General features: G+C 73.0%; 16 protein-coding genes and 1 tRNA gene. 13 read left to right on the forward strand and 4 right to left on the reverse strand.

The genetic code is table 11. The features are described 5' to 3' along the window. Positions 1-19: 19 nt before the first annotated feature. Positions 20-4342, forward strand: coding sequence for an FtsK/SpoIIIE domain-containing protein (locus AB0K82_RS15960; RefSeq protein ID WP_364397471.1), 4323 nt, complete (start codon positions 20-22; stop codon positions 4340-4342). A gap of 20 nt (positions 4343-4362) precedes the next feature. Here AB0K82_RS15960 and AB0K82_RS15965 read toward each other — a convergent pair whose 3' ends face one another. Continuing rightward, complete coding sequence (locus tag AB0K82_RS15965; RefSeq protein WP_364397474.1) at positions 4363-4632, reverse strand: WXG100 family type VII secretion target; 270 nt, start codon at positions 4630-4632, stop codon at positions 4363-4365. 462 nt (positions 4633-5094) lie between these two features. Continuing rightward, positions 5095-6336, reverse strand: coding sequence for an MFS transporter (locus tag AB0K82_RS15970; protein WP_364397477.1), 1242 nt, complete (start codon positions 6334-6336; stop codon positions 5095-5097). Positions 6337-6778: 442 nt separating this feature from the next. On the opposite strand from AB0K82_RS15970, the gene AB0K82_RS15975 reads away from it, so the two are divergent. The 6 genes from AB0K82_RS15975 (at position 6779) to AB0K82_RS16000 (ending at position 13464) form a co-directional block, all read left to right on the forward strand. Beyond that, positions 6779-8542, forward strand: a complete 1764-nt coding sequence (locus tag AB0K82_RS15975; protein ID WP_364397702.1) for a biotin carboxylase N-terminal domain-containing protein — start codon at positions 6779-6781, stop codon at positions 8540-8542. 190 nt (positions 8543-8732) lie between these two features. Next, a complete protein-coding gene (locus tag AB0K82_RS15980) occupies positions 8733-10073 on the forward strand; it encodes a hypothetical protein (RefSeq protein ID WP_364397479.1) in 1341 nt (446 codons plus the stop codon). A 12-nt stretch (positions 10074-10085) separates the two neighbouring features. Further along, positions 10086-10427, forward strand: coding sequence for a DUF5313 family protein (locus AB0K82_RS15985; protein WP_364397704.1), 342 nt, complete (start codon positions 10086-10088; stop codon positions 10425-10427). 282 nt (positions 10428-10709) lie between these two features. Beyond that, complete coding sequence (gene trpB / locus AB0K82_RS15990; protein WP_364397706.1) at positions 10710-11870, forward strand: tryptophan synthase subunit beta; 1161 nt, start codon at positions 10710-10712, stop codon at positions 11868-11870. Continuing rightward, positions 11867-12670: a tryptophan synthase subunit alpha gene (gene trpA, locus AB0K82_RS15995; RefSeq protein ID WP_364397481.1), complete on the forward strand. Its 804-nt coding sequence runs from the start codon at positions 11867-11869 to the stop codon at positions 12668-12670. The genes trpB and trpA overlap by 4 nt, the downstream gene beginning before the upstream one ends. A gap of 35 nt (positions 12671-12705) precedes the next feature. Further along, positions 12706-13464, forward strand: coding sequence for a GntR family transcriptional regulator (locus AB0K82_RS16000; RefSeq protein WP_364397484.1), 759 nt, complete (start codon positions 12706-12708; stop codon positions 13462-13464). 58 nt (positions 13465-13522) lie between these two features. Here AB0K82_RS16000 and AB0K82_RS16005 read toward each other — a convergent pair whose 3' ends face one another. Next, a complete protein-coding gene (locus tag AB0K82_RS16005) occupies positions 13523-14908 on the reverse strand; it encodes an NAD(P)H-quinone dehydrogenase (protein WP_364397486.1) in 1386 nt (461 codons plus the stop codon). Positions 14909-14978: 70 nt separating this feature from the next. Between AB0K82_RS16005 and AB0K82_RS16010 the strand changes: the two genes are divergently transcribed. The 6 genes from AB0K82_RS16010 to AB0K82_RS16035 all read left to right on the forward strand — a co-directional run bounded on the left by AB0K82_RS16010 (position 14979) and on the right by AB0K82_RS16035 (position 20142). Beyond that, complete coding sequence (locus tag AB0K82_RS16010) at positions 14979-15431, forward strand: gamma-glutamylcyclotransferase (RefSeq protein WP_364397488.1); 453 nt, start codon at positions 14979-14981, stop codon at positions 15429-15431. 33 nt (positions 15432-15464) lie between these two features. Then, a complete protein-coding gene (locus tag AB0K82_RS16015; protein ID WP_364397491.1) occupies positions 15465-16265 on the forward strand; it encodes a purine-nucleoside phosphorylase in 801 nt (266 codons plus the stop codon). Between the two features lie 12 nt (positions 16266-16277). After that, positions 16278-17939, forward strand: coding sequence for a phospho-sugar mutase (locus AB0K82_RS16020; protein WP_364397494.1), 1662 nt, complete (start codon positions 16278-16280; stop codon positions 17937-17939). Positions 17940-18058: 119 nt separating this feature from the next. Next, on the forward strand, positions 18059-19318 hold the full coding sequence (locus AB0K82_RS16025; RefSeq protein ID WP_364397496.1) for a histidine kinase: 1260 nt from the start codon (positions 18059-18061) through the stop codon (positions 19316-19318). 78 nt (positions 19319-19396) lie between these two features. Then, positions 19397-20038, forward strand: a complete 642-nt coding sequence (locus tag AB0K82_RS16030; RefSeq protein ID WP_364397498.1) for a response regulator transcription factor — start codon at positions 19397-19399, stop codon at positions 20036-20038. Positions 20039-20068: 30 nt separating this feature from the next. Next, a tRNA-Gly gene (locus AB0K82_RS16035) sits at positions 20069-20142 on the forward strand. A gap of 145 nt (positions 20143-20287) precedes the next feature. On the opposite strand, the gene AB0K82_RS16040 is transcribed toward AB0K82_RS16035, so the two are convergent. Beyond that, positions 20288-20887, reverse strand: a complete 600-nt coding sequence (locus AB0K82_RS16040; RefSeq protein WP_364397708.1) for an XRE family transcriptional regulator — start codon at positions 20885-20887, stop codon at positions 20288-20290. Positions 20888-20929: the final 42 nt, after the last annotated feature.

Raw genomic sequence — 20929 nt, forward strand, 5'->3', positions numbered from 1 at the left:
CCTACCAAGCGCACGCTGGGTGGCCGAACCCGCGCCTCCGCTCTGGGCGGGCGGGCGCATGCTCGATCCGGCGGTGCCCGCCGCGCGGGTCCTGCGCGACGGCGCCCTCGTGGCCCTCGACCCGGCCGGCGCCGTCGCGACCGTCCTGGCCGAGCCCACCGGAAGCGCGGAGATCCGCGTCACCGGCGGCCCCGCCGCGGGCGCGGTGCACCGCCTCGGCATCGGCGAGACGACCTTCGGCAACGGCCCTGACGTGGACGTACGGCTCGACGACCCGTCCGTGCCGCCGCACGCCCTCACCATCACGGTCGAGTCGCACCGCGTCACCGTGACCGCCGCCGTCGCCACCGTCGGCGACGCCCTCCTCGACGGGGTTCCGCTCGACGGCACCGCCACGTGGCCGCCCGGCGGGGTGCTGACGGTCGGATCGTCCGTGCTGACCCACGTCCCGGCCAGCGCTCCGGACGCCCACCTCGCACCGCTGGACGACGGCGGGCTCGCCTACAACCGGCCGCCCCGCCTGCTGCCGCCCGAGCGGCGCTCCACGCTCGAGGTCCCGCAGCAGCCACCCAAGACGCAGCGCGAACGGCTCCGGCTGCTCGGCTCGCTGCTGTTCGCCGCCACCGGCGTCGTCATGGCCGTCGTCACGCGCCAGTGGTACTGGGCGCTGATGGCGTTCGCGTACCCCGTCATCCAGGTCGGCGAGTGGATCGGCGACCGGGTGTACGGCCGCAAGTCCTACAAGAAGGCGATGAAGGACTACCGGCGCGCCAAGGAGGAGTTCGACGCCGCGCTGGAGCACCTGCGCCGCACCGACGAGCAGGACCGCCGCGCCCTCGCGCCCGACCCGGCCGAGGTGCTGCTCACCGCCACCGGCCCCCGGCGGCGGCTCTGGGAGCGCCGCCGCTCCGACGCCGACACCCTGCACCTGCGCGTCGGCCTCGCCGACCGGCCCGCGGACATCGAGCTGGTCCCCGGTCGCGGCGGCGACGCCGACCCCGTCATGCCCGAACATCCCGTCGCCCGCGCCGTCCCCGTGACACTGCCGCTCGCCGACCTCGGCGTCATCGGGCTCGCCGGGCCGCGCGACCGCTCCCGCGCGCTCGCCCGCTGGCTCGTCGCCCAGGCCGCCGCCCTGCACAGCCCCCGCGACCTCGCGATCGTCGTGCTCTGCGCCGACGCCGACGGCGCAGAGCACTGGAACTGGGTCCGCTGGCTGCCGCACTCCGCCCCCCGCGAAGGCGAGGAGTGCGTCGCGCTCATCGGCGCGGACCCCGACTCGGTCGCGCACCGCATCACCGAGCTCGCGATCCGCGTCACCGAGCGACGCCGGGCCGCCGACCGGTCCGCCGGCGGGCTCTTCGGCGGCGCCGCCCAGGGCGCCGGGCCGTACAACATCCTGCTCGTCATGGACGGCGCGCGGCGGCTCCGCCGGATGCCGGGCATGCCGCAGGTCCTGTCCAGCGGTCCGACGTACGGCCTGCACGCCATCTGCGTCGACGACGACGAGCGCCTCCTGCCCGAGGAGTGCAGCGCCGTCGCGGTCTGGGACTGGGACCGGCCGACGCACGTACGGCTGCGCGGCCACGGCCTCGACGCCGTCGGCCCGATCCTGGCCGACCAGGTCTCCACCGGCTGGTGCGACCGCATGGCCCGCGCCCTCGCCCCCGTACGGGACGTGTCCCGCGACGACGCCGAGTCCGCCGTTCCGCGCGAGTCCCGGCTCCTCGAGATCCTCGGCATGCCGAACCCCACCGCCGCCCGCGTCCAGGCGATCTGGGCGGCCGGCGGCCGTACCACCGCCGTCCCGATCGGCGTGTCGGCCGACGGTGTGTTCACCGTCGACCTGCGCGTCGACGGACCGCACGGCCTGATCGCCGGCACGACCGGCGCCGGCAAGTCCGAGCTCCTGCAGACCCTGATCGCGTCGCTCGCCGTGGCGAACCGGCCCGACGAGATGACGTTCGTGCTCATCGACTACAAGGGCGGCGCGGCGTTCAAGGACTGCGCGGCGCTGCCGCACGTCGCCGGAGTCGTCACCGACCTCGACGGCCACCTCACCGAACGCGCGCTCGAGTCCCTCGGCGCCGAGCTGCGGCGCCGCGAGGAGATCCTGCTGCACGCCGGCGCCAAGGACATCGAGGACTACTGCGAGCTGTACGACGACGGCGACCCCCGCGCCGCCGTCCGGGTGCCGCGCCTCGTCCTCGTCATCGACGAGTTCGCCACGCTCGCGACCGAGCTGCCCGACTTCGTCGAGGGCCTGGTCGACATCGGCCGCCGCGGCCGGTCCCTCGGCGTCCACCTGCTCCTCGCCACCCAGCGCCCCGCCGGCGTCGTCACGGCCGACATCCGCGCCAACGCCAACCTGCGGATCGCGCTGCGCGTCACCGCCGCCGAGGAGTCCACCGACGTCATCGATGACCCGTCCGCCGCCCGGATCTCCAAGTCCACGCCCGGCCGCTGCTACGTACGCTCCGGCGCCGCCGCCCCGCACGCCGTGCAGTCGGCCCGGATCGGCGGCCGCCGCCCCGGCGCCCTCACCGGCACGCCCGCCCAGGTCCTCCCCCTCCCCTGGCAGGGTCTGGGCCGCCCCCTCGCCGTGACCGACGCGGCCGACGACGAGGCGGCCACCGTCACCGACCTGAAGGCGCTCGTCGCCGCGATCCGCGAGGCCGCCGACCGCGCCGGCCTCGACGACCAGCCGCCCCCGTGGCTGGAGCCGCTGCCGGCCCGCCTGACGCTCGACGACCTGCCCGCCGTGTTCACCGACCACGACGACGTCCCGCCGCTCGCGTTCGGCCTGACCGACCTGCCGTCCGCCCAGTCCCGCTCCGTCCTCGCCCTCGACCTCCTGCAGGGCGGCCACCTGTACGTCGCGGGCTCGGCGCGCTCGGGCCGGTCCACGGTCCTGCGCACCCTCGCCGGCTCTCTGGCCGCCACCTGCGGCCCCGCCGACGTCCACCTCTACGGCGTCGACTGCGGCGGGAACGCCCTTCTCCCCCTCGTCGCGCTCCCGCACTGCGGCGCCGTCGTCACCCGCGACCAGACCGAACGCCTCGAACGCCTCCTCGCCCGCCTGCACGCCGAGGTCGGCCGCCGCCAGCAGATCCTCGCCGCCACCGGCTTCTCCTCCCTCGCCGAGCAGCGCACCGCCGCCGCGCCCGCCGAACGCCTGCCCTGGATGCTCCTGGTGCTCGACCGCTGGGAGGGCTACGTCGCGGCGTTCGAGAACTACGACTACGGCCGCCTCATCGACTCGCTCCTGCGCCTCCTGCGCGAGGGCGCCGCCGTCGGCCTGCGCGCCGTCTTCACCGGCGACCGTTCCGGCCTCACCGGCCAGGTCTCCACCGTCTTCGACGGCCGGCTCATCCTCCGCATGGCCGACCCGAACGACTACACCTACGCCGGCATCAACGAACGCCACGTCCCCTCGGACCTGCCGCCGGGCCGGGTGCTCGAGGCGGTCGGCCCGGACGGCGGCACCCTGCGCGAGTCCCACATCGCCCTCCTGACCGAGGTCGCCGCGGGTACCGCCCAGGTCGCCGCCCTCCAGCGCCTGGCGCGCGAGGCCGAGCGGACGTACGACCGGCCGAGCCCCGCCCAGCGGCCGCTGCACGTCGACGAGCTGCCGGTGCACGTGACCTACCGCGAGGCCCTGACCCTCGACCCCGACTTCGTCGCGCCGTCGCCGCTGTGGGCGCTCGTCGGCGCGGGCGGCGACGAACTCGGCCCGATCGGCGTCGACCTCCTCGCCGAGGGCCCCGGCTTCACCGTCGCGGGTCCGCCCCGCTCCGGGCGCTCAACGGTCCTGATGACGATGGTGGGCTCGCTGCTCGACCCGCGGATCGGTGAGGGCACCGTGCCGGTGGTCCTGATCTGCCCGCGCCGGTCGCCGCTCCGGGACCTGCGCGGTGAGCCGGGCGTGCTCGCGGTCCTGGAGGGGCCGGAGGACGCGTACCGGTTCGAGGAGGTCGTCGAGGGGCACGGCCGGTACGTCGTGGTGGTCGACGACGCCGAACTGCTCGACAACACCCCGTTCGACGACGTCCTGGTCCGCGCGCTGCGCGCGGCCCGCGACGCGGAGCAGGCCCTGATCATCGCCGGGACGACGCAGGACCTGGCCCGCGGCTACAGCGGCTTCATCTCCGAGACGCGCCGCTCCCGCACCGGCGTGCTCCTCGCCGTCACTTCACCCGACGACGGCGACGTCTTCAACCTCCGGCTCCCCCGCCAGATCTCCCTCGACGGCCCCACCGGCCGCGGTCTCTACGTCCACCTCGGCCAGGCCATGCCGATCCAGGCGGCCACGGCCACGCGACGGACCCGAGGCCGACCATGACCGAACTCTCCCCCCGCGGGCTACTTGCCGACGTTGCGGAAACCCTCGGCTCGGCTGTTGATGTCCCGGTGGGCCTCCTGGAAGGCGACGACCATCTTGTCGAACGACGGCTTCGCCTGGGCCCATGCCTCGCGGAACCGATTGGCCCCGGGCCCCTGCCAGATGCTCTGACTGCTTTCGGTGTTCGAGTTAAGGTCCCGGATGATCTGGTCGAGCTCCTGGCCGTGTTTCTGGAAGAGGCCGGCGAGCCTCTTCATGGCCTCGGGATCACCACCGTAGATACCGCCCATCAGACCTCTCCTTTCGCTGTGGATCCGGGTCGCTCGGTCGGTCCGCTGCCGCCCGTTGCGGACGGCGATGGATCTGATGCCGTCCGATGACGTGGACGGGCAGGTCATAGGGGCTCTGGCGGCGCTTGTGAACGCGGGATCCGCGGTCGCTCCAGGCCGCGGCCGCAGGGTCGGCACGGCCTGAACCCCTCCGGCCGTGGAACATTGGCCGAACGACTCTTTGTCTTTATGCCGTGCCAATTAAGCATTGACGTGAGCGCCGACGGAAGCCTTTCTCTTGTCCGCTTCCGGCCACCGACCTGCGGAAGATCGGATGACGGCACGGATGATGAACAAACTGCGGAACGCTCGGGGATGACCGGAAGCCGCGTCGCCCCAATCGGAAGAAACCGGGTGAAATTCCTGCGGCATCGGGAAGGTCGCCGAGCGTTTTACCCGAGGCGACGTACCGGCGTCCCGTACTCAGGGCTCTCGGTTCGCGGGCGTCGGCGCGTTCCCGGCTCCGGCCGGCAGGCGGCGGATCGCGGGGACGGACAGGGTGGCGAGGGCGACGAGGAACTGAAGGGTGCCCGCGAGCCAGAGCGCCGGGTGGATCCCGAGTCCGGCACCGAGGGGACCGGCCGTGGCCTGGCCGATGGGCTGGCAGGCGTAGGACCCGAACCAGTCGTAGGCGCTGACCCGGGAGAGGGCCTTGTCGGGGACGTGGTGCTGAATGGCGGTTTCCATGTAGGTGTTGAAGAGCGTCATCCCGATGCCGCCGAGCAGGGCCAGGCCCGCCATCGGGATGACGGGCAGGTGCGCGGCCAGCCCCAGGGTGGACAGGGACGAGAGGGCGAGGGCCGACACGCCGGTCCGCAGTGGGCGGCGCGGGTGCAGGCGCAACGCGATGAGGCCGCCGATCAGGGCCCCCGCACCGAGTACGGCCTGGATGGTGGCCCATGTGGCGGGGCCACCGGACGCCAGTGCGGTGGCCGCCGGGCCGAGGACGTAGAAGGCCGCGAACAGCAGGTTGGTCAGCGACGCCGCCACGACGAGCGTCCACACCCAGGTCCTGGACGTGAACTCCGTCCAGCCCTCCCGCAGGTCGCGCACGAAGGACCGGGCCGGTGGCGGCCGGTGCGCCGGCGGGCGTAGCCGGGCGAGCGTGGCCCCGCTGATCGCGAAGGTGGCCGCGTCGGCGGCGATCGCCCATCCGGGGCCGGCCGTCGCGACCAGGACACCGGCCAGGACGGGGCCGCCGATCCTGCCGATCGAGAGCGCCAGCCCCCGCAGCGCGTTGGCCTGCTGGAGGTGTTCGCCGGGGACGATCGCGGGGACGAGGCCCGTCGAGGCGGGACTGAACAGGGCGGTCGACACACCGTGCGCGGCTTGGCAGGCCGCGAGTTCCCAGATCGCCGCGTGCCCGCCGATCAGGAGTGCGGCCATCGCCCCCTGGCCGAGGAAACGCGCCAGGTCGGCGGCCACCATGATCCAGCGCCGGGGCAGCCGGTCGGCGAGCACCCCGCCGGCCGGCAGACCCACGATCATGGGGATCGTCCGGGCCGCCAGGACGTACCCGAGGTCGGCCGGTGACCCCGTGAGGTCCAGCACCGCGAACGCCAGGGCGACGCCCACCATGCCGTCGCCGAGCAGCGACGCCGACTGCCCGACGAAGAACCGCCGGAAGTCCCGCTCCCTGAGAACGGCGAGGGCCGTTCCCGACACCGGGCTCAACGCTTCGCCCTCTCGCCGTACACCGCTCGCGCCGGATCGATCACGACGACCATCTTCGTCCGGCCCCGAGTACGGGCGGATCGGAGCGAGGACGAGCGAACGGAAGTCTCGGCGAACGGACGTGAGTTCTCGCGGGAAGTGGGACGAAAGCGCACGAATGCGTCGCGGCTCGGGCGGTTATCCGAGTCCTTTGCCCGCCCGGATCGGCGAGCGCGAGCAGCGGTGATCGCGACCTGAACGCCCCAAGTCTCGGTCGCTGGAACGACCAAAAGTCTCGGCACAGAGCCGAAAGCGTCGCGCCGGCGAGGGGGGTCCGCGGCGAGGTAGCAAGTGCTCGGTTACATTGGAGATCGCGGTAACCCGGCGGTCCTTGCGGATGTTGGGAGCGGGGTTGCCTAGACTCTGGCTGATCGGCAAGAGCGAGGAGTCGTACGTGCGCAAGGTCCTGATCGCCAACCGGGGTGAGATCGCCGTTCGTATCGCGCGGGCGTGCAGGGACGCGGGAATCGGCAGTGTCGCCGTTTACTCCGAGCCGGACCTGGACGGGCTGCACGCGCGGGTGGCGGACGAGGCGTACGCGCTGGGCGGGTCGACGGCCGCGGAGAGCTACCTCGACATCGGCAAGCTGCTGCGGATCGCCAAGGAGAGCGGCGCCGACGCCGTGCACCCCGGCTACGGCTTCCTCTCCGAGAACGCGCAGTTCGCCGAGGCGGTGATCGATGCCGGTCTGACCTGGATCGGACCGCCGCCGAGCGCGATCATGGCGCTGGGCGACAAGGTGCAGGCGCGGCACATCGCGCAGAAGGTCGGCGCTCCGCTGGTGGCGGGCACCAAGGACCCGGTCGAGAACGCCGACGAGGTGGTGGAGTTCGCCCGCGAGCACGGGCTGCCCATCGCGATCAAGGCGGCGTTCGGCGGTGGCGGGCGCGGGCTGAAGGTCGCGCGCACGATGGAGGAGATCCCCGAGCTGTACGAGTCGGCCGTCCGCGAGGCCGTGGGCGCGTTCGGGCGCGGGGAGTGCTTCGTCGAGCGGTACCTCGACAAGCCGCGGCACGTGGAGACCCAGTGCGTCGCCGACCAGCACGGCAACGTGGTGGTCGTCTCGACGCGTGACTGCTCGCTGCAGCGGCGGCACCAGAAGCTCGTGGAGGAGGCGCCGGCGCCGTTCCTCAGCGAGGAGCAGCTCGCCACGCTCTACTCCAGCTCCAAGGCGATCCTGCGCGAGGCCGGGTACGTCGGGGCGGGCACGTGCGAGTTCCTGGTGGGCCAGGACGGCACGATCTCGTTCCTCGAGGTGAACACCCGGCTCCAGGTCGAGCACCCGGTGACCGAGGAGGTCGCGGGCGTGGACCTGGTCCGCGAGCAGTTCCGCGTGGCGGAGGGCGAGGAGCTCGGGTACGACGACCCGGTGCTGCGCGGCCACTCGATCGAGTTCCGCATCAACGCGGAGGACGCCGGGCGCAACTTCCTGCCTTCTCCGGGCACGATCACCCGGTGGAGTCCGCCGAGCGGTCCGGGCGTGCGACTGGACTCGGGCTTCGAGCAGGGCATGACGGTCCCGCAGATGTACGACTCGATGATCGCGAAGCTGATCGTCACCGGTGCGAACCGTACCGAGGCGCTGCAGCGGGCCCGGCGGGCGCTCGCCGAGTTCGAGATCGAGGGCATGCCGACGGTCCTCCCGTTCCACCGGACGGTGATCGAGGATCCGGCGTTCGTCGACGAGCCGTTCCGGGTGCACACGCGCTGGATCGAGACCGAGTTCGACAACACGATCGCGCCGTACGACGCGACGGTCGAGGCGACCGAGCCGGCGGAGCGGGAGCGGGTGACCGTCGAGGTCGGCGGCAAGCGCCTCGAGGTGGTGCTTCCCGCGGGCCTGGGGGCCTCCGCCGCGGGCGACCCCGACCCGGGAGGCGGCCGTGCGGCGCCGGCCCGGCGCAAGGGCGGCAAGAAGGCCGGGGCGGCGGCCGTGGGCGGGGACGCGCTGGTCAGCCCGATGCAGGGCACGATCGTGAAGATCCTCGTCGAGGACGGTACGCCGGTCGAGGCCGGGGCGACCATCGTGGTGCTCGAGGCCATGAAGATGGAGCAGCCGCTGACGGCGCACAAGGCGGGGACGGTGACGGGCCTGGCCGCGCAGGTCGGTCAGACGGTCTCGAACGGCGCCGTGATCTGCGAGATCAAGGACTCCTGAGCCGGCGACGCGGAGACGCGCCTCCCGGGCGGCGGCGTAGGAGCGGAGGGTAGCGCGGGGTTCGCCATCGGTTACCCTCGGCTCAGGGATGGCCTGGTTCAGCGTGGGGATACCTCGCGTGTACGGAACCATCTCGCCCACTGGTTCGTCGAAGCTAGTCAAAGCAACCACACTGATCACCTGAGGCGTCATGAAGATTCGCCGTTCGACGATTTTCGCCGCCGTGGCCGCCGTCGTCGCACTGCTGTTCGCGTTCGCCGCTCCGGCGAGCGCCGACCCGTTCCAGAACGTGGTCCAGGGACTGAAGAGCCAGCGGCTCTACGTGTCCCAGGACTCTGGTGCGTCGATGTCCGGCTCCGACCGGCAGACCGTGATCAACGCGCTGAAGGACGACGATTCGACCGTCCGGATGGCCGTGGTGAAGGAGAACCGCGTCACCAGCGCGAGCCTGCGCCAGCTCGACTCCGCTCTGGGCGGGAAGGGCACGCTGATCCTGCTCGACGCCAAGGGTGAGCGCATCCTCGCGGGCTCCCACGAGGGGCTGGGCAGCGGCAAGGTCAGGCAGCTGGTGACCCAGGCGCGGGGCGACTCGTCCAACCTCAAGGACCTGCTCCTCAACCTGAACAAGCGCTTCGACAAGGCCGTCTCCGACAAGAAGTCCGGTTCGGCCACGGCCGGGTTCGTGGTGCTGGGCGTCCTGGTGCTCATCGTCGTGGGCGTCGTGGGCCTGATCTTCTTCGCCCGCAAGCGGCGGAAGGAGCGGGAGGCCCGGCAGATGGCCGAGCTCAAGGAGAACGTCTACGAGGACGTCACCCGGCTCGGTGAGGACATCACCGGACTGAACCTCAACGTCATGGACTCGAATCTCAACCCGGCCACCCGGGACGACTACCAGCGGGCCATGGACTCCTACGACCGGGCCAAGGCGGCGGTCGACGAGGCGCGCCACCCGCAGGACATGAGCAAGGTCACCGAGGCACTGGCGGACGGCCGGTACTACATGACCGCGGTGCGGGCCCGGCTGGACGGCCGGCCGGTTCCCGAGCGGCGGGCGCCGTGCTTCTTCAACCCGCAGCACGGTCCGTCCGTGCAGGACGTCATGTGGGCGCCCGGCGGCGGCGCGCCGCGGTCGGTGCCGGCCTGCGCGGCCGACGCGCAGCGGGTGCTGTCGGGCATGGACCCGGACGCCCGCCTGGTCACGATCGGCGGCCAGCGGCGGCCGTACTGGGACGCCGGACCGGCGTACGCGCCGTACGCCGGCGGCTACTACTCCGGCTTCGGCGGCGGGGACATGCTCGGCGGCCTGCTGATCGGCACCGCGCTCGGCTCGATCTTCAGCGGGGGCTGGGGCGGCCACGGCGGCGGGTACGACGCGGGTTACGCGGCCGGGTACGACGCCGGCAACGACAACGGCAACGACTGGGGCTTCGGCGGTGGAGACGGCGGCGGCGGTGGCTTCGACATCGGCGGCGGCGACTTCGGGGGCTTCGACGGTGGCGGCGGCGACTTCGGGGGCGGCGGCGACTGGTGATGGAGGTCCCCGCTGACCCGGCTACCCGGTGACCCGGGCCCGCTCCGGCGGGCCCGCTACATCATGGGGTTCCGGCTTCCGCCGGAGAACCTCAGCTGGGTACGGCACGACCTGATGGACGCGGGGTGGCGTGGCCGCATGATGGTCCGCCACCTCGTTCTCATGCTCCCAGTGTGCGTGGGGCTGGCGCTGCTCCCCGCCGAGGCGGGCATCCGGGTGGCCGTCGTGGCGCTGGCGCTGCTGAGCAGCGCGTTCGTGGTCGTGATCAGCGCCGGGGACATCCGCCGGGCCCGGCTACGGCAGCACGGCCTCCCCGTACCCGACGAACCGCGCCCCGGTCCTCCGCCGTACTGACCTGGCGTTCCACGTAATCCACAGGGCTCGTCCACAGTGACCGTCCACAGTCTGTGGACAACTTTTTCCCATGGCCCGGCCGGTTCCCGGCCGGGCTTTTCGCATGCCCGGGTTCCCGGCGAACGCGTCGCCCGGACGAACGTGCTGGTGCGTTCTCCTAATCCTGTGTCACACTGAAAGAGTTATAGAACTCATCCGAGAGTTATATAACTTACGGGAGGCGAGATGGTGACGGACGTACGACCGCGCGCGGCGCGAAGGGCGGTCCCCCGGGCCACGGCGATGGGCGATCCCGGGGCGCGCGGCAGGTTCGGCGGCCACGGGGGCCGGTACGTGCCGGAGTCGCTGGTGGCGGCGTGCGGCGAAGTGGAGGACGCCTTCCGGGCTGCCTGGTCCGATCCGGCGTTCCGCGCCGACCTCGCGGCGCTGCTGGCCGAGCACGTCGGCCGTCCGACGCCGCTGACCCGGGCGCGGCGTCTGTCCGCCGAGCTGGGGGTGGAGGTCCTGCTCAAGCGCGAGGACCTGGCCCACACGGGTTCCCACAAGATCAACAACGTCCTGGGGCAGGCGCTGCTGGCCGTCCGGATGGGCCGGACCCGGTTGATCGCCGAGACGGGCGCCGGACAGCACGGGGTGGCGACCGCGACCGCCGCGGCGCTGCTGGGCCTGCGGGCCACGGTCTTCATGGGCGAGCGCGACATCGAGCGCCAGGCGCTGAACGTCTTCCGGATGCGCCTGCTCGGCGCCGAGGTGGTCCCGGTGGTGACGGGCAGCCGCACGCTCAAGGACGCGACGAGCGAGGCGATGCGCCACTGGGTGGGCGCGCTGGAGGACTCCCACTACTGCATGGGGTCCGTCGTCGGCCCGCATCCGTACCCGTGGATGGTCCGGGAGTTCCAGCGGGTGATCGGTGAGGAGGCGCGCGGCCAGTGCGCCGCCGAGCTGCCCGCCGGCGCGCCGGACCACGTCGTGGCCTGTGTGGGAGGAGGGTCGAACGCGGCGGGCACGTTCGCCGGGTTCGCCGACGGCCCCGCGCGGCTCGTCGGCGTCGAGGCCGAGGGCGGCGCCGGCGCGACCCTCGGCCGGGACGGCGTGCTGCACGGCTTCCGCTCGCGATTCCTGCAGGACGACGACGGTCAGATCACCGAGGCCCACTCGATCGCGGCCGGCCTGGACTACCCGGGGGTCGGCCCGGAACACGCCCACCTGCGCGACCTGGGCCGGGCCCGGTACGTCACGGTCACCGACGAGGAGGTCGTCGACGCGGCGGTACGCCTCGCCCGGACCGAGGGGATCGTGCCCGCGCTGGAGTCGGCGCACGCGGTCGCGTGGGTGATCCGCGCGGCGGGCGACGGCGAGCTGCCGCCCGGCGCGACCGTGCTGCTCACCCTGTCGGGCCGGGGCGACAAGGACATCTCGACGTTGATGGAGGTCGTCGCGTGAACGGCGGAACGATGACGCTCGGATCGCTGGAGCGGCGCCTGCGGGCGCGCCGCGACGCGGGCCGTACGCTGCTGATGCCCTACCTCACCGGCGGGATCACCCCGGACTGGACGGCGTATCTGCGGGCGTTCGCCGAGGCGGGCGCCGACGCGATCGAGGTCGGGCTGCCGTTCAGCGATCCGACCCTCGACGGCGCCACGATCCAGGAGGCGTCGGAGGCGGCACTGGCGCGGGGCGCGTCGGCGCGCCGGATCCTCGCCGACCTCGCCGCGCTGGGCGAACCGGCCGTGCCGCTGGTCGCCAGCACGTACTACAACCTGGTCCTGCGGGACGGGGCGGAGGCGTTCTGCGCGGCGCTTCGGGAAGCGGGAATCAGCGGGCTGATCGTCCCGGACCTGCCGGTGGACGAGGCCGGGGAGCTGACGGACGTCGCGACCGCCGCGGGCGTCGACCTGGCGCTGCTCGCCTCCCCCGCCACGCCGGGGCCCCGGCTGGAGGAGATCGGCCGGCGCAGCCGCGGGTTCGTCTACGCCGTCTCGCTGATGGGGACGACCGGTGAGCGGGCCGCGCTCGCCGCGTCGGCGAACACGACGGCCGAGCGGATCAAGCGCGGCACCGACCGTCCCGTGCTCCTCGGGTTCGGCATCTCGACCCCGGAGCAGGCGGTGGCGGCCGCGCGTGGCGCGGACGGAGTCGTGATCGGCGCGGCGCTGATGCGGCAGGTGCTGGACGGGTCCGGCCCGGACGACGTCGGAGCCTTCCTGGCTAAGATTCGCCGAGCACTCGACGAGAAGACCTGAGCGCAGGGCGAGCCGCGCGGAGGAGAGGGAGGCCGATGGCCCGGGACCCCGGCCACGAGGCGAGGTACCGCACCATCGCCGCCGATCTCGCCGCGAAGATCCGCGCGGGTCACTACGCCCCGGGTGAGGCGCTCCCGCCGCAGCGCGAGCTGAGCGCCTCGTACGGGGTGACCCTGATGACGCTCCGGCAGGCGCTGCGGCGGCTCAGCGACGAGGGGCTGATCGTGCAGCGGCACGGGCGCGGCACGTACGTCGCGCCACCGCACCTGGCGTACCAGCTCGGTTCGCTCCGGAGCCTCGCCGACGATCTGCGGGAGCAGGGACACGAGGTGCGCACGGTGGTGCTCGGGCGATCCGTGCGCGAGGTTCCGGCCGGCGTCGCCGCGCGGCTGCGCGCCCGGCCCGGCGAGACGGCGCTGCGGCTGGAGCGGCTGCGCGAGTTCGCGGGGCGCCCCGCGATCCATCAGGTGTCCTGGGTCCGGCAGCCGTACGCCGAGCGGGTTCGCGACCGTGACTTCACCGGCGTCTCGCTGTACGGCGCGCTCGCCGACGCCGGGGTGGCGGTGGCCCGGGCCGCCGAGACGATCCGTCCCGGGCTGCTGGACGCCGCCCTCGCGGAGCACCTGGAGGAGCCGGCAGGCAGCCCGGTGTTCACGAGTGAGCGGATCACCTACACGCTCGACGGCGCCGCCGTCGTCGACGACCACGCCACCATCCTCGGAAGCATGATGGAGATCAGCACCGACCGCGCCGCGACCGGCCTGTCCCTCACGTGGGGCGCCACCGGTCGTTAGGTGTTCTGTCCCGTGAGGTTGGGGACGCGGCTGGCGGGTGGGGTCCCGCCGCCGTGGGTCAGTAGGCCGACTCCTGCATCAGGCGGCGGGCGGCCTCGGTGATGCTGCCGGACACGGACGGGTACACCGCGAACGTGTGGGCGACCTGGTCGACGGTCAGGTGCTGCTGCACCGCGACGGACAGACCGAGGATCAGCTCGCCGGCGCGGGGCGCGACGATCACGCCGCCGAGCACGATGCCGGTGGCCGGGCGGCAGAAGATCTTCACGAAGCCGTCCAGGAAGCCCTGCATCTTCGCGCGCGGGTTGGTGGAGAGGGGCAGCTTCACGATCCGGGCCGGGACCTCGCCGGAGTCGATCTGCGCCTGGGACACGCCGACCGTGGCGACCTCCGGGTCGGTGAAGATGTTGGCCGCGACCCAGCCGAGCTTGAGGGGCTGCACGGCCTCGCCGAGGGCGTGCCACATCGCGATCCGGCCCTGCATGGCGGCGACCGAGGCGAGCATCAGCACGCCGGTGCAGTCCCCGGCGGCGTACACGTGCGGCGCCGACGTGCGGGAGACCTTGTCGACCTGCACGAACCCGCGCTCGTCGAGCCGTACGCCGGCCTCCTCCAGGCCCATCCCGTGCGTGTTGGGCACCATGCCGACGGTCATGAGGCAGTGCGAGCCGGTGACCGTACGGCCGTCGGTGAGCGTCACCTCGACGCCGTCGCCGGTGCGCTTCACCCCGGCGGCCCGGGAGCGGGCCAGGAGGTTCATGCCGCGCCGCTGGAAGACCTCTTCGAGGACCCGCGCGGCGTCCTCGTCCTCGTTCGGCAGCACGTGGTCGCGGGAGGAGACGAGGGTCACGCGCGAGCCGAGCGCGAGGTACGCGCCGGCGAACTCGGCGCCGGTGACGCCGGAGCCCACGACGATGAGGTCCTCGGGCAGCTCGGGCAGTTCGTACAGCTGACGCCAGTTGAGGATGCGCTCGCCGTCGGGCTCCGCGCCGGGCAGCACCCGTGGCGTCGCGCCGGTGGCGATCAGTACGACGTCCGCGTGGATCCGCTCGTCGCCGACGGCCACGATCTGCGGGTCGACGAGCCGCCCCTCGCCGCGGATGATCCGTACGCCCTCGTCCCCGACGCGGTCCTCGATGTCGGCGGACTGGGCCCAGGCCAGCTCCTTGACCCGCTTGTTGACCAGCGGAAGATCGACCTCCGGCCCGCCGACCTCGCCGTCCGCGCCGCCGGAGAACCGGACGCCGAGGGACGCCGACTCCGACAGGACGGCCATGCGGGTGGACGTCGCGATCAGGGTCTTGGACGGGACGCAGTCGGTGAGGACACAGGCCCCACCGGGCCCGTCGCGTTCCACGAGCGTGACGTCGGCGCCGAGCTGTGCGGCGACCAGGGCGGATTCGTAGCCGCCGGGGCCGCCTCCGATGATGGCTACGCGTGTCATATCGGTCATTCTCCCGCACTCCCGGGGTTGACGCGCCGTCGCGTCCGTTCAGGCCGTACGCTGGGCGACCGTGGCCTTCTACGCGGCGTACGCCTCCAACATGGATCCCGCACAGATGGCGCAGCGCGCTCCGCACTCGCCCCTGCGCACGACCGGCTGGCTCCAGGGCTGGCGGCTGACCTTCGGCGGTGAGAACGTCGGCTTCGAAGGCGCTCTCGCCACCGTGGTCGAGGACGCCGACGAGCACGTCTTCGTCGTGCTGTACGACGTCCCCGAGTTCGACGAGCAGGCCCTGGACGAGTGGGAGGGGGCGGCCCTCGGCGTCTACCGGAAGATCCGGGTGCGGATCGCCACTCTCGACGGCGACGTCCTCGCCTGGCTCTACGTGCTCGACGCCTACGAGGGCGGGCTGCCGTCGGCGCGGTATCTCGGCATCCTCGCGGACGCCGCGGAGAGGGCCGGGGCGCCCGACGACTACGTCAAGGATCTGCGCACCCGGCCGTGCAAGTCGCTCGGCGACTGAGCAGCGCGTACGGCGTGGGTAGTCTGTCCGCTTGTGAGCAATGACGCCTACGAACTGGCCCGATCGGCGGCCGACGCGCTGAAACGACGCCTGACCGCCGACTCCTTCGACGTCGCCCTCGTGATGGGGTCCGGCTGGGTCCCGGCGGCGAACGCGCTCGGCGCGCCCGCCGACGAGTTCCCCGTCACCGAGCTTCCCGGCTTCGCCGAGCCGGGCGTGCCGGGCCACGCGGGCACGATCCGCGTCATCGAGGTCGGCACGCGGCGGGCGCTGGTCTTCCTCGGCCGCACCCACCTGTACGAGGGGCGGGGCGTGCGGCCGGTCGTGCACGGCGTCCGCACGGCGCTGGCCGCCGGGGTCAAGACGGTCGTGCTCACCAACGCCGCGGGCGGCACCCGCCCGGAGTGGCAGAAGGTCGGCGACCCGGTCCTGATCAGCGACCACCTGAACCTCACCGGCCAGAACCCGATCTCCGGCCCGACCTTCATCGACATGACCGAGGCGTACTCCCCCGCCCTGCGGTCGCTCGTCAAGGAGATCGACCCGACGCTCGCCGAGGGCGTCTACGCCGCGCTGCCCGGCCCGTCGTACGAGACGCCGGCGGAGATCCGCATGCTCCGCACCATGGGCGCGGACCTGGTCGGCATGTCCACCGTCCTGGAGACGATCGCGGCGCGTGAGGGCGGCGCGGACGTACTGGGCATCTCCCTGGTGACGAACATCGCCGCCGGCCTGACCGGCGAGCCGCTGGACCATCAGGAGGTGCTGGCCGCCGGGCGGGCCGCCGCCGAACGGATGGGCGGCCTCCTCGGCAAGGCCCTGCGGGCCCTCTGAGCCTTCATCGGAATGGACGGACACGTGCGCGACGGTTACCGGCGGCAGGCCGAGGAGTGGCTGGCCCAGGACCCCGACCCCGAGACCCGCGAGGAGCTGCGGGCCCTGCTGGACGACGAGGCGGCGCTGGCCGAGCGGTTCGGGGCGAAGCTGGAGTTCGGCACGGCGGGCCTGCGCGGCGAGCTCGGGGCCGGCCCGAACCGCATGAACCGGGTGACGGTCATGCGGGCCGCGGCGGGCCTCGCCGCCGTGCTCACCTCCGAGGACGCGGCCGAACGCTTCGAGCGGCCCGGCAACGGGGCCTCCGTGGTGATCGGCTACGACGCGCGGCACAAGTCCGACGTCTTCGCCGAGGACTCCGCCGCGGTGCTCGCCGGGGCGGGCGTCACGGTGCACCTGATGCCGCGGCCGCTGCCGACGCCGGTCCTCGCGTACGCCGTCCGCTTCCTCGGCGCGGACGCGGGCGTCATGGTGACCGCCAGCCACAACCCGCCGCACGACAACGGCTACAAGGTGTACTGGGGCGACGGCGCCCAGATCATCCCGCCGCTGGACGCGGAGATCTCCCGGTCGATCGACGCGGTCGGGCGGATCGACGAGCTGCCGCGCGGCATGGAGTGGAACGCCCTCGACGACGGCATCGTCGAGGCCTACCTGCACGCGCTGTCGCGGCTCCCGCTCGGCACCGCGCGGGACGTCTCGACCGCCTACACCCCGCTGCACGGGGTGGGCGGGGAGGTGCTGGCCCGCGCGTTCGCGTGGAACGGGTTCGCGCCGCCGGACGTCGTCGCCGAACAGTCCCGGCCCGACCCGGACTTCCCGACCGTCGCCTTCCCCAACCCCGAGGAGCCGGGCGCGATGGACCTGGCCCTCGACCTGGGCAAGGGCCACGACCTGGTCATCGCGAACGACCCGGACGCCGACCGCTGCGCGGTGGCCGTGGGCGGGCGGATGCTGACCGGGGACGAGGTCGGCGGGCTGCTGGCCGAGCACGTCCTGCGGCACACGAGCGGCGCCGACCGGCTCGTCGTCACGACGATCGTGTCCTCGTCGCTGCTCGGCAGGATCGCGGCCGCGCACGGCGTGCGGTACGCCGAGTCGCTGACCGGCTTCAAGTGGATCATGAAGGCGGGCACCGTCCACGACCGGCTCGTGTACGGCTACGAGGAGGCCCTGGGCTACTGCGTCGGCGGTGACGACGGCGTCCCGGTACGCGACAAGGACGGCATCGGCGCCGCGCTGGCCGTCGCCGCGCTCGCCGCCGAGACGAAGGCCGAGGGCCGTACGCTCCTGGACCTCCTCGACGACCAGGCGCGCCGGTACGGCCTGCACGCGACCGCGCAGCTGTCGGTACGGGTGGCCGACCTGTCGCTGATCACGGACGCGATGGACCGGCTGCGCGCCACGCCGCCGGACCGGCTCGGCGGCCGTACGGTGACGGACGTCGACGACCTGTCCGCCGGGCTGGGTGGCCTCCCGCCGACGAACGGCCTGCGCTTCCGGCTGTCGGGGGGCGGCCGCGTCGTCGTCCGCCCGTCCGGCACCGAGCCCAAGCTCAAGTGCTACCTCGAGGTCGTCGAGCCGGTGACCGGTTCGGTCGCCGACGCCCGTACGACCGCCGACGCCGCGCTCGCCGCGCTCCGCGACGACCTGTCCGGAGTCCTCGGGCTCTGACACCGGTGGACGAACCCGCCCGGCGTGGCCGTACGGATCCGCGGCCTCGACCGAGGTCACGGCGGAGTCGACTTTCGGCCGATGCCGGTCCGCCGGGCGGGGATCTACCGTTGGGGACCATGAGCGGTATGGCGGTGTCCCGCCCCGACCACCCGTCCCTCCTCCCCGCCCTGCTCGCGGCCCCCGACCCGGCCGAGCGGGTCCCCCGGTCCGCCCGCGACTGGGCGGTCGACATCGCCTGCTTCGTGCTGGCGGTGCTCTTCGGGGGCTTGATGCTGTTCGCGTCGTCCCACGGGTCTGTGGAGGCCCCTCATCCGCCGCGGCTGCCCGACGTGCTGATCGGCGTGCTCGGCTGCCTCGCGCTGTGGTGGCGCCGGCGCCACCCCGTGGAGCTCGCGGTCGCCCTGGGCGTGGTGAGCCTGGTCTCGGCGAGCGTCTCCGGGGCGGGGTGCATCGCGCTGTTCACGGTGGCCGTGCACCGGCCTTTCCGTACGGTGGCGCTGGTCGCCCTGGTGCACCTCGTCACCGGCGCGATCTACACCGCCGTGTTCCCCGATCCCACGGAGTCGTACTGGGTCGGAGTCGTGTGGGGCGCCGTGGTGACCGCGGCGGTCGTGGCGTGGGGGATGTTCGTCCGCGCGCGGCGGCAGCTCATCCTGTCCCTGCGGGAGCGGGCGCTGCGGGCCGAGGCCGAGCAACAGCTCCGCGTCACGCAGGCCCGGCACCAGGAACGCGCGCGGATCGCCCGTGAGATGCACGACGTCCTCGCCCACCGCATCTCGCTGCTCAGCGTGCACGCGGGGGCGCTGGAGTTCCGTCCCGACGCTCCTCCCACCGAGATCGCCAAGGCGGCGAGCGTGATCCGGGCGAGCGCGCACCAGGCCCTCCAGGACCTGCGCGAGGTGATCGGCGTGCTCCGCGAGGACACGACCGACGACGCGCCCGAGCGCCCCCAGCCGAACCTCGCCGACCTGCCCACGCTCATCGACGAGTCGCGGCGGGCCGGGATGACCGTGACCTACGAGAACCGGCTGCACGACCTCGAGACGGTCCCCAGCGCGCTCGGGCGCAGCGCCTACCGCACCGTGCAGGAGGCGCTCACCAACGCCCGCAAGCACGCTCCGAACGCCACCGTGAGCGTCGTCGTCGACGGGTCGGCGGGCTCCGACCTCACCATCGAGGTGCGCAACCCGCTGGTCAACGCCGCGTCGGGCATTCCCGGCTCGGGCACCGGGCTGATCGGACTCGCCGAACGCGCGATGTTGTCCGGCGGCCGCCTCGAACACGGCCCGACCCCGGACGGGGAGTTCCGCGTCCGGGCGTGGCTGCCCTGGCGCGGCGAGGCCACGCCGACCGGCGCGTCGGGTGGGGCCGCCTGATCCCGAATGGGCGGTGACGCCCGGCCCTGATCGGGCGGAACGCGCCGTCGATCGGCGCGCGCCGTTAGTGTGTCACCCGTGACCATTCGCGTGCTGATCGTCGACGATGACGCATTGGTCCGTGCGGGCCTGTCGATGATGCTGGCCGGCGCCGACGACCTGCGGATCGTCGCGGAGGCCGGCGACGGCACCGAGGTCGCCGCGCTGGTCGCCGAACACTCGCCGGACGTCGTCCTCATGGACATCCGGATGCCCCGCATGGACGGCCTGGCCGCGACCGAGGCACTCCGGGCCCGCCAGGGAGCCCCGGAGATCATCATCTTGACCACGTTCGACGCCGACGAGCACGTCCTGCGGGCCCTGCGCGGCGGCGCCGCCGGGTTCCTCCTCAAGGACACCCCGCCCGGCGAGATCATCAACGCCATCCGTCGCGTCGTCGCGGGCGAGCCGATCCTCTCCCCCAGCGTCACCCGCCGCCTCATCGCCCACGTCGCCCAGACCCGGCCCAACCCGGCCCAGGAGCGTCTCGCGCGCCTCAGCGACCGCGAGCGCGAGGTGGTCGTCGCCATCGGCCAGGGCAAGTCGAACGCCGAGATCGGCTCCGAGCTCTACATGAGCGTCGCCACCGTGAAGGCCCACGTCTCCCGGCTGCTGGCCAAACTCGAACTCAACAACCGCGTCCAGGTCGCCCTCCTCGCCCACGACGCCGGGCTCATCTAGTCCTGAGATCCGCTATTCTTGAGGGGTCACGCGGACGTGGCTCAGACTGGTAGAGCATCACCTTGCCAAGGTGAGGGTCGCGGGTTCGAATCCCGTCGTCCGCTCTCGCTCAGCGTTACTCGCCGCCCTTCGGGGCGGCTTCGCTGTCTCCAGGCACCCACCCGGGGGGACGACCCCCCGGAACCCCCCGATGCCGGGCTCCGCCCGGCCTCAGCGTTACTCGCCGCCCCTCTCGAAGGCGCCCTCCGCTCAGGACGCCGGTTCCTGTCGGGGGCGTGGTCTGGCGCGGATGTGCATGCGTTCTCCTTGGCGGCCGAACAGGTTGAGGACCTCGACGGGAGAGTCGCCGGTGGGGCCGAACCAGTGGGGCAGGCGGGTGTCGAACTCGGCGGCCTCCCCTGGCCCCAGGATCAGGTCGTGATCGGCCACGATCAGCCGCAGGCGCCCGGACAGCACGTAGAGCCACTCATAGCCCTCGTGTGTGCACAACTCGGGGCGGTTCTGTTCGGCCGGAATGATCGACTTCCAGGCTTGCAGGGGGCCCGGGTGCGGGGTCAACGGGATCACCGTGCGGCCGTTGCGGATGCGAGGCTTCGAGCGGATCCGGGGATCGCCGACCTCGGGCGCCCCGACCAGTTCGTCCAGCGGCACCTGATGCGCCTGCGCGATGGGCAGCAGGAGTTCCAGGCCGGGGCGGCGCTGGCCCGTCTCAAGCCTGGAAAGCGTGCTCTTGGATATGCCGGTCGCCTCGGCCAGCGCGGACAGGCTCACGCCGCGTTCGGTGCGGATGCGTTTGAGGCGGGAGCCGACCTGGGCCAGCGTGGCGGCGATCGGGGATTGCTCGTCCATACCGCTCATTTCACCTCCTGCGTCCCAGAATCAGCAACGGAA

This window comes from Actinoallomurus sp. NPDC052274 (genome assembly GCF_040679475.1).
Classification (GTDB): Bacteria; Actinomycetota; Actinomycetes; order Streptosporangiales; family Streptosporangiaceae; genus Actinoallomurus; species Actinoallomurus liliacearum.

What these genes read in the sequence shown, in the direction of transcription:
- AB0K82_RS16025 (WP_364397496.1), top strand. Translation starts at nt 18,059, where the DNA reads ATGAGCGGTATGGCGGTGTCCCGCCCCGACCACCCGTCCCTCCTCCCC.
- AB0K82_RS15980 (WP_364397479.1), top strand. Translation starts at nt 8,733, where the DNA reads ATGAAGATTCGCCGTTCGACGATTTTCGCCGCCGTGGCCGCCGTCGTC.
- AB0K82_RS15965 (WP_364397474.1), bottom strand. Translation starts at nt 4,632, where the DNA reads ATGGGCGGTATCTACGGTGGTGATCCCGAGGCCATGAAGAGGCTCGCC.
- AB0K82_RS16005 (WP_364397486.1), bottom strand. Translation starts at nt 14,908, where the DNA reads ATGACACGCGTAGCCATCATCGGAGGCGGCCCCGGCGGCTACGAATCC.
- trpB (WP_364397706.1), top strand. Translation starts at nt 10,710, where the DNA reads ATGGGCGATCCCGGGGCGCGCGGCAGGTTCGGCGGCCACGGGGGCCGG.
- AB0K82_RS16000 (WP_364397484.1), top strand. Translation starts at nt 12,706, where the DNA reads ATGGCCCGGGACCCCGGCCACGAGGCGAGGTACCGCACCATCGCCGCC.
- AB0K82_RS16040 (WP_364397708.1), bottom strand. Translation starts at nt 20,887, where the DNA reads ATGGACGAGCAATCCCCGATCGCCGCCACGCTGGCCCAGGTCGGCTCC.
- AB0K82_RS16020 (WP_364397494.1), top strand. Translation starts at nt 16,278, where the DNA reads ATGGACGGACACGTGCGCGACGGTTACCGGCGGCAGGCCGAGGAGTGG.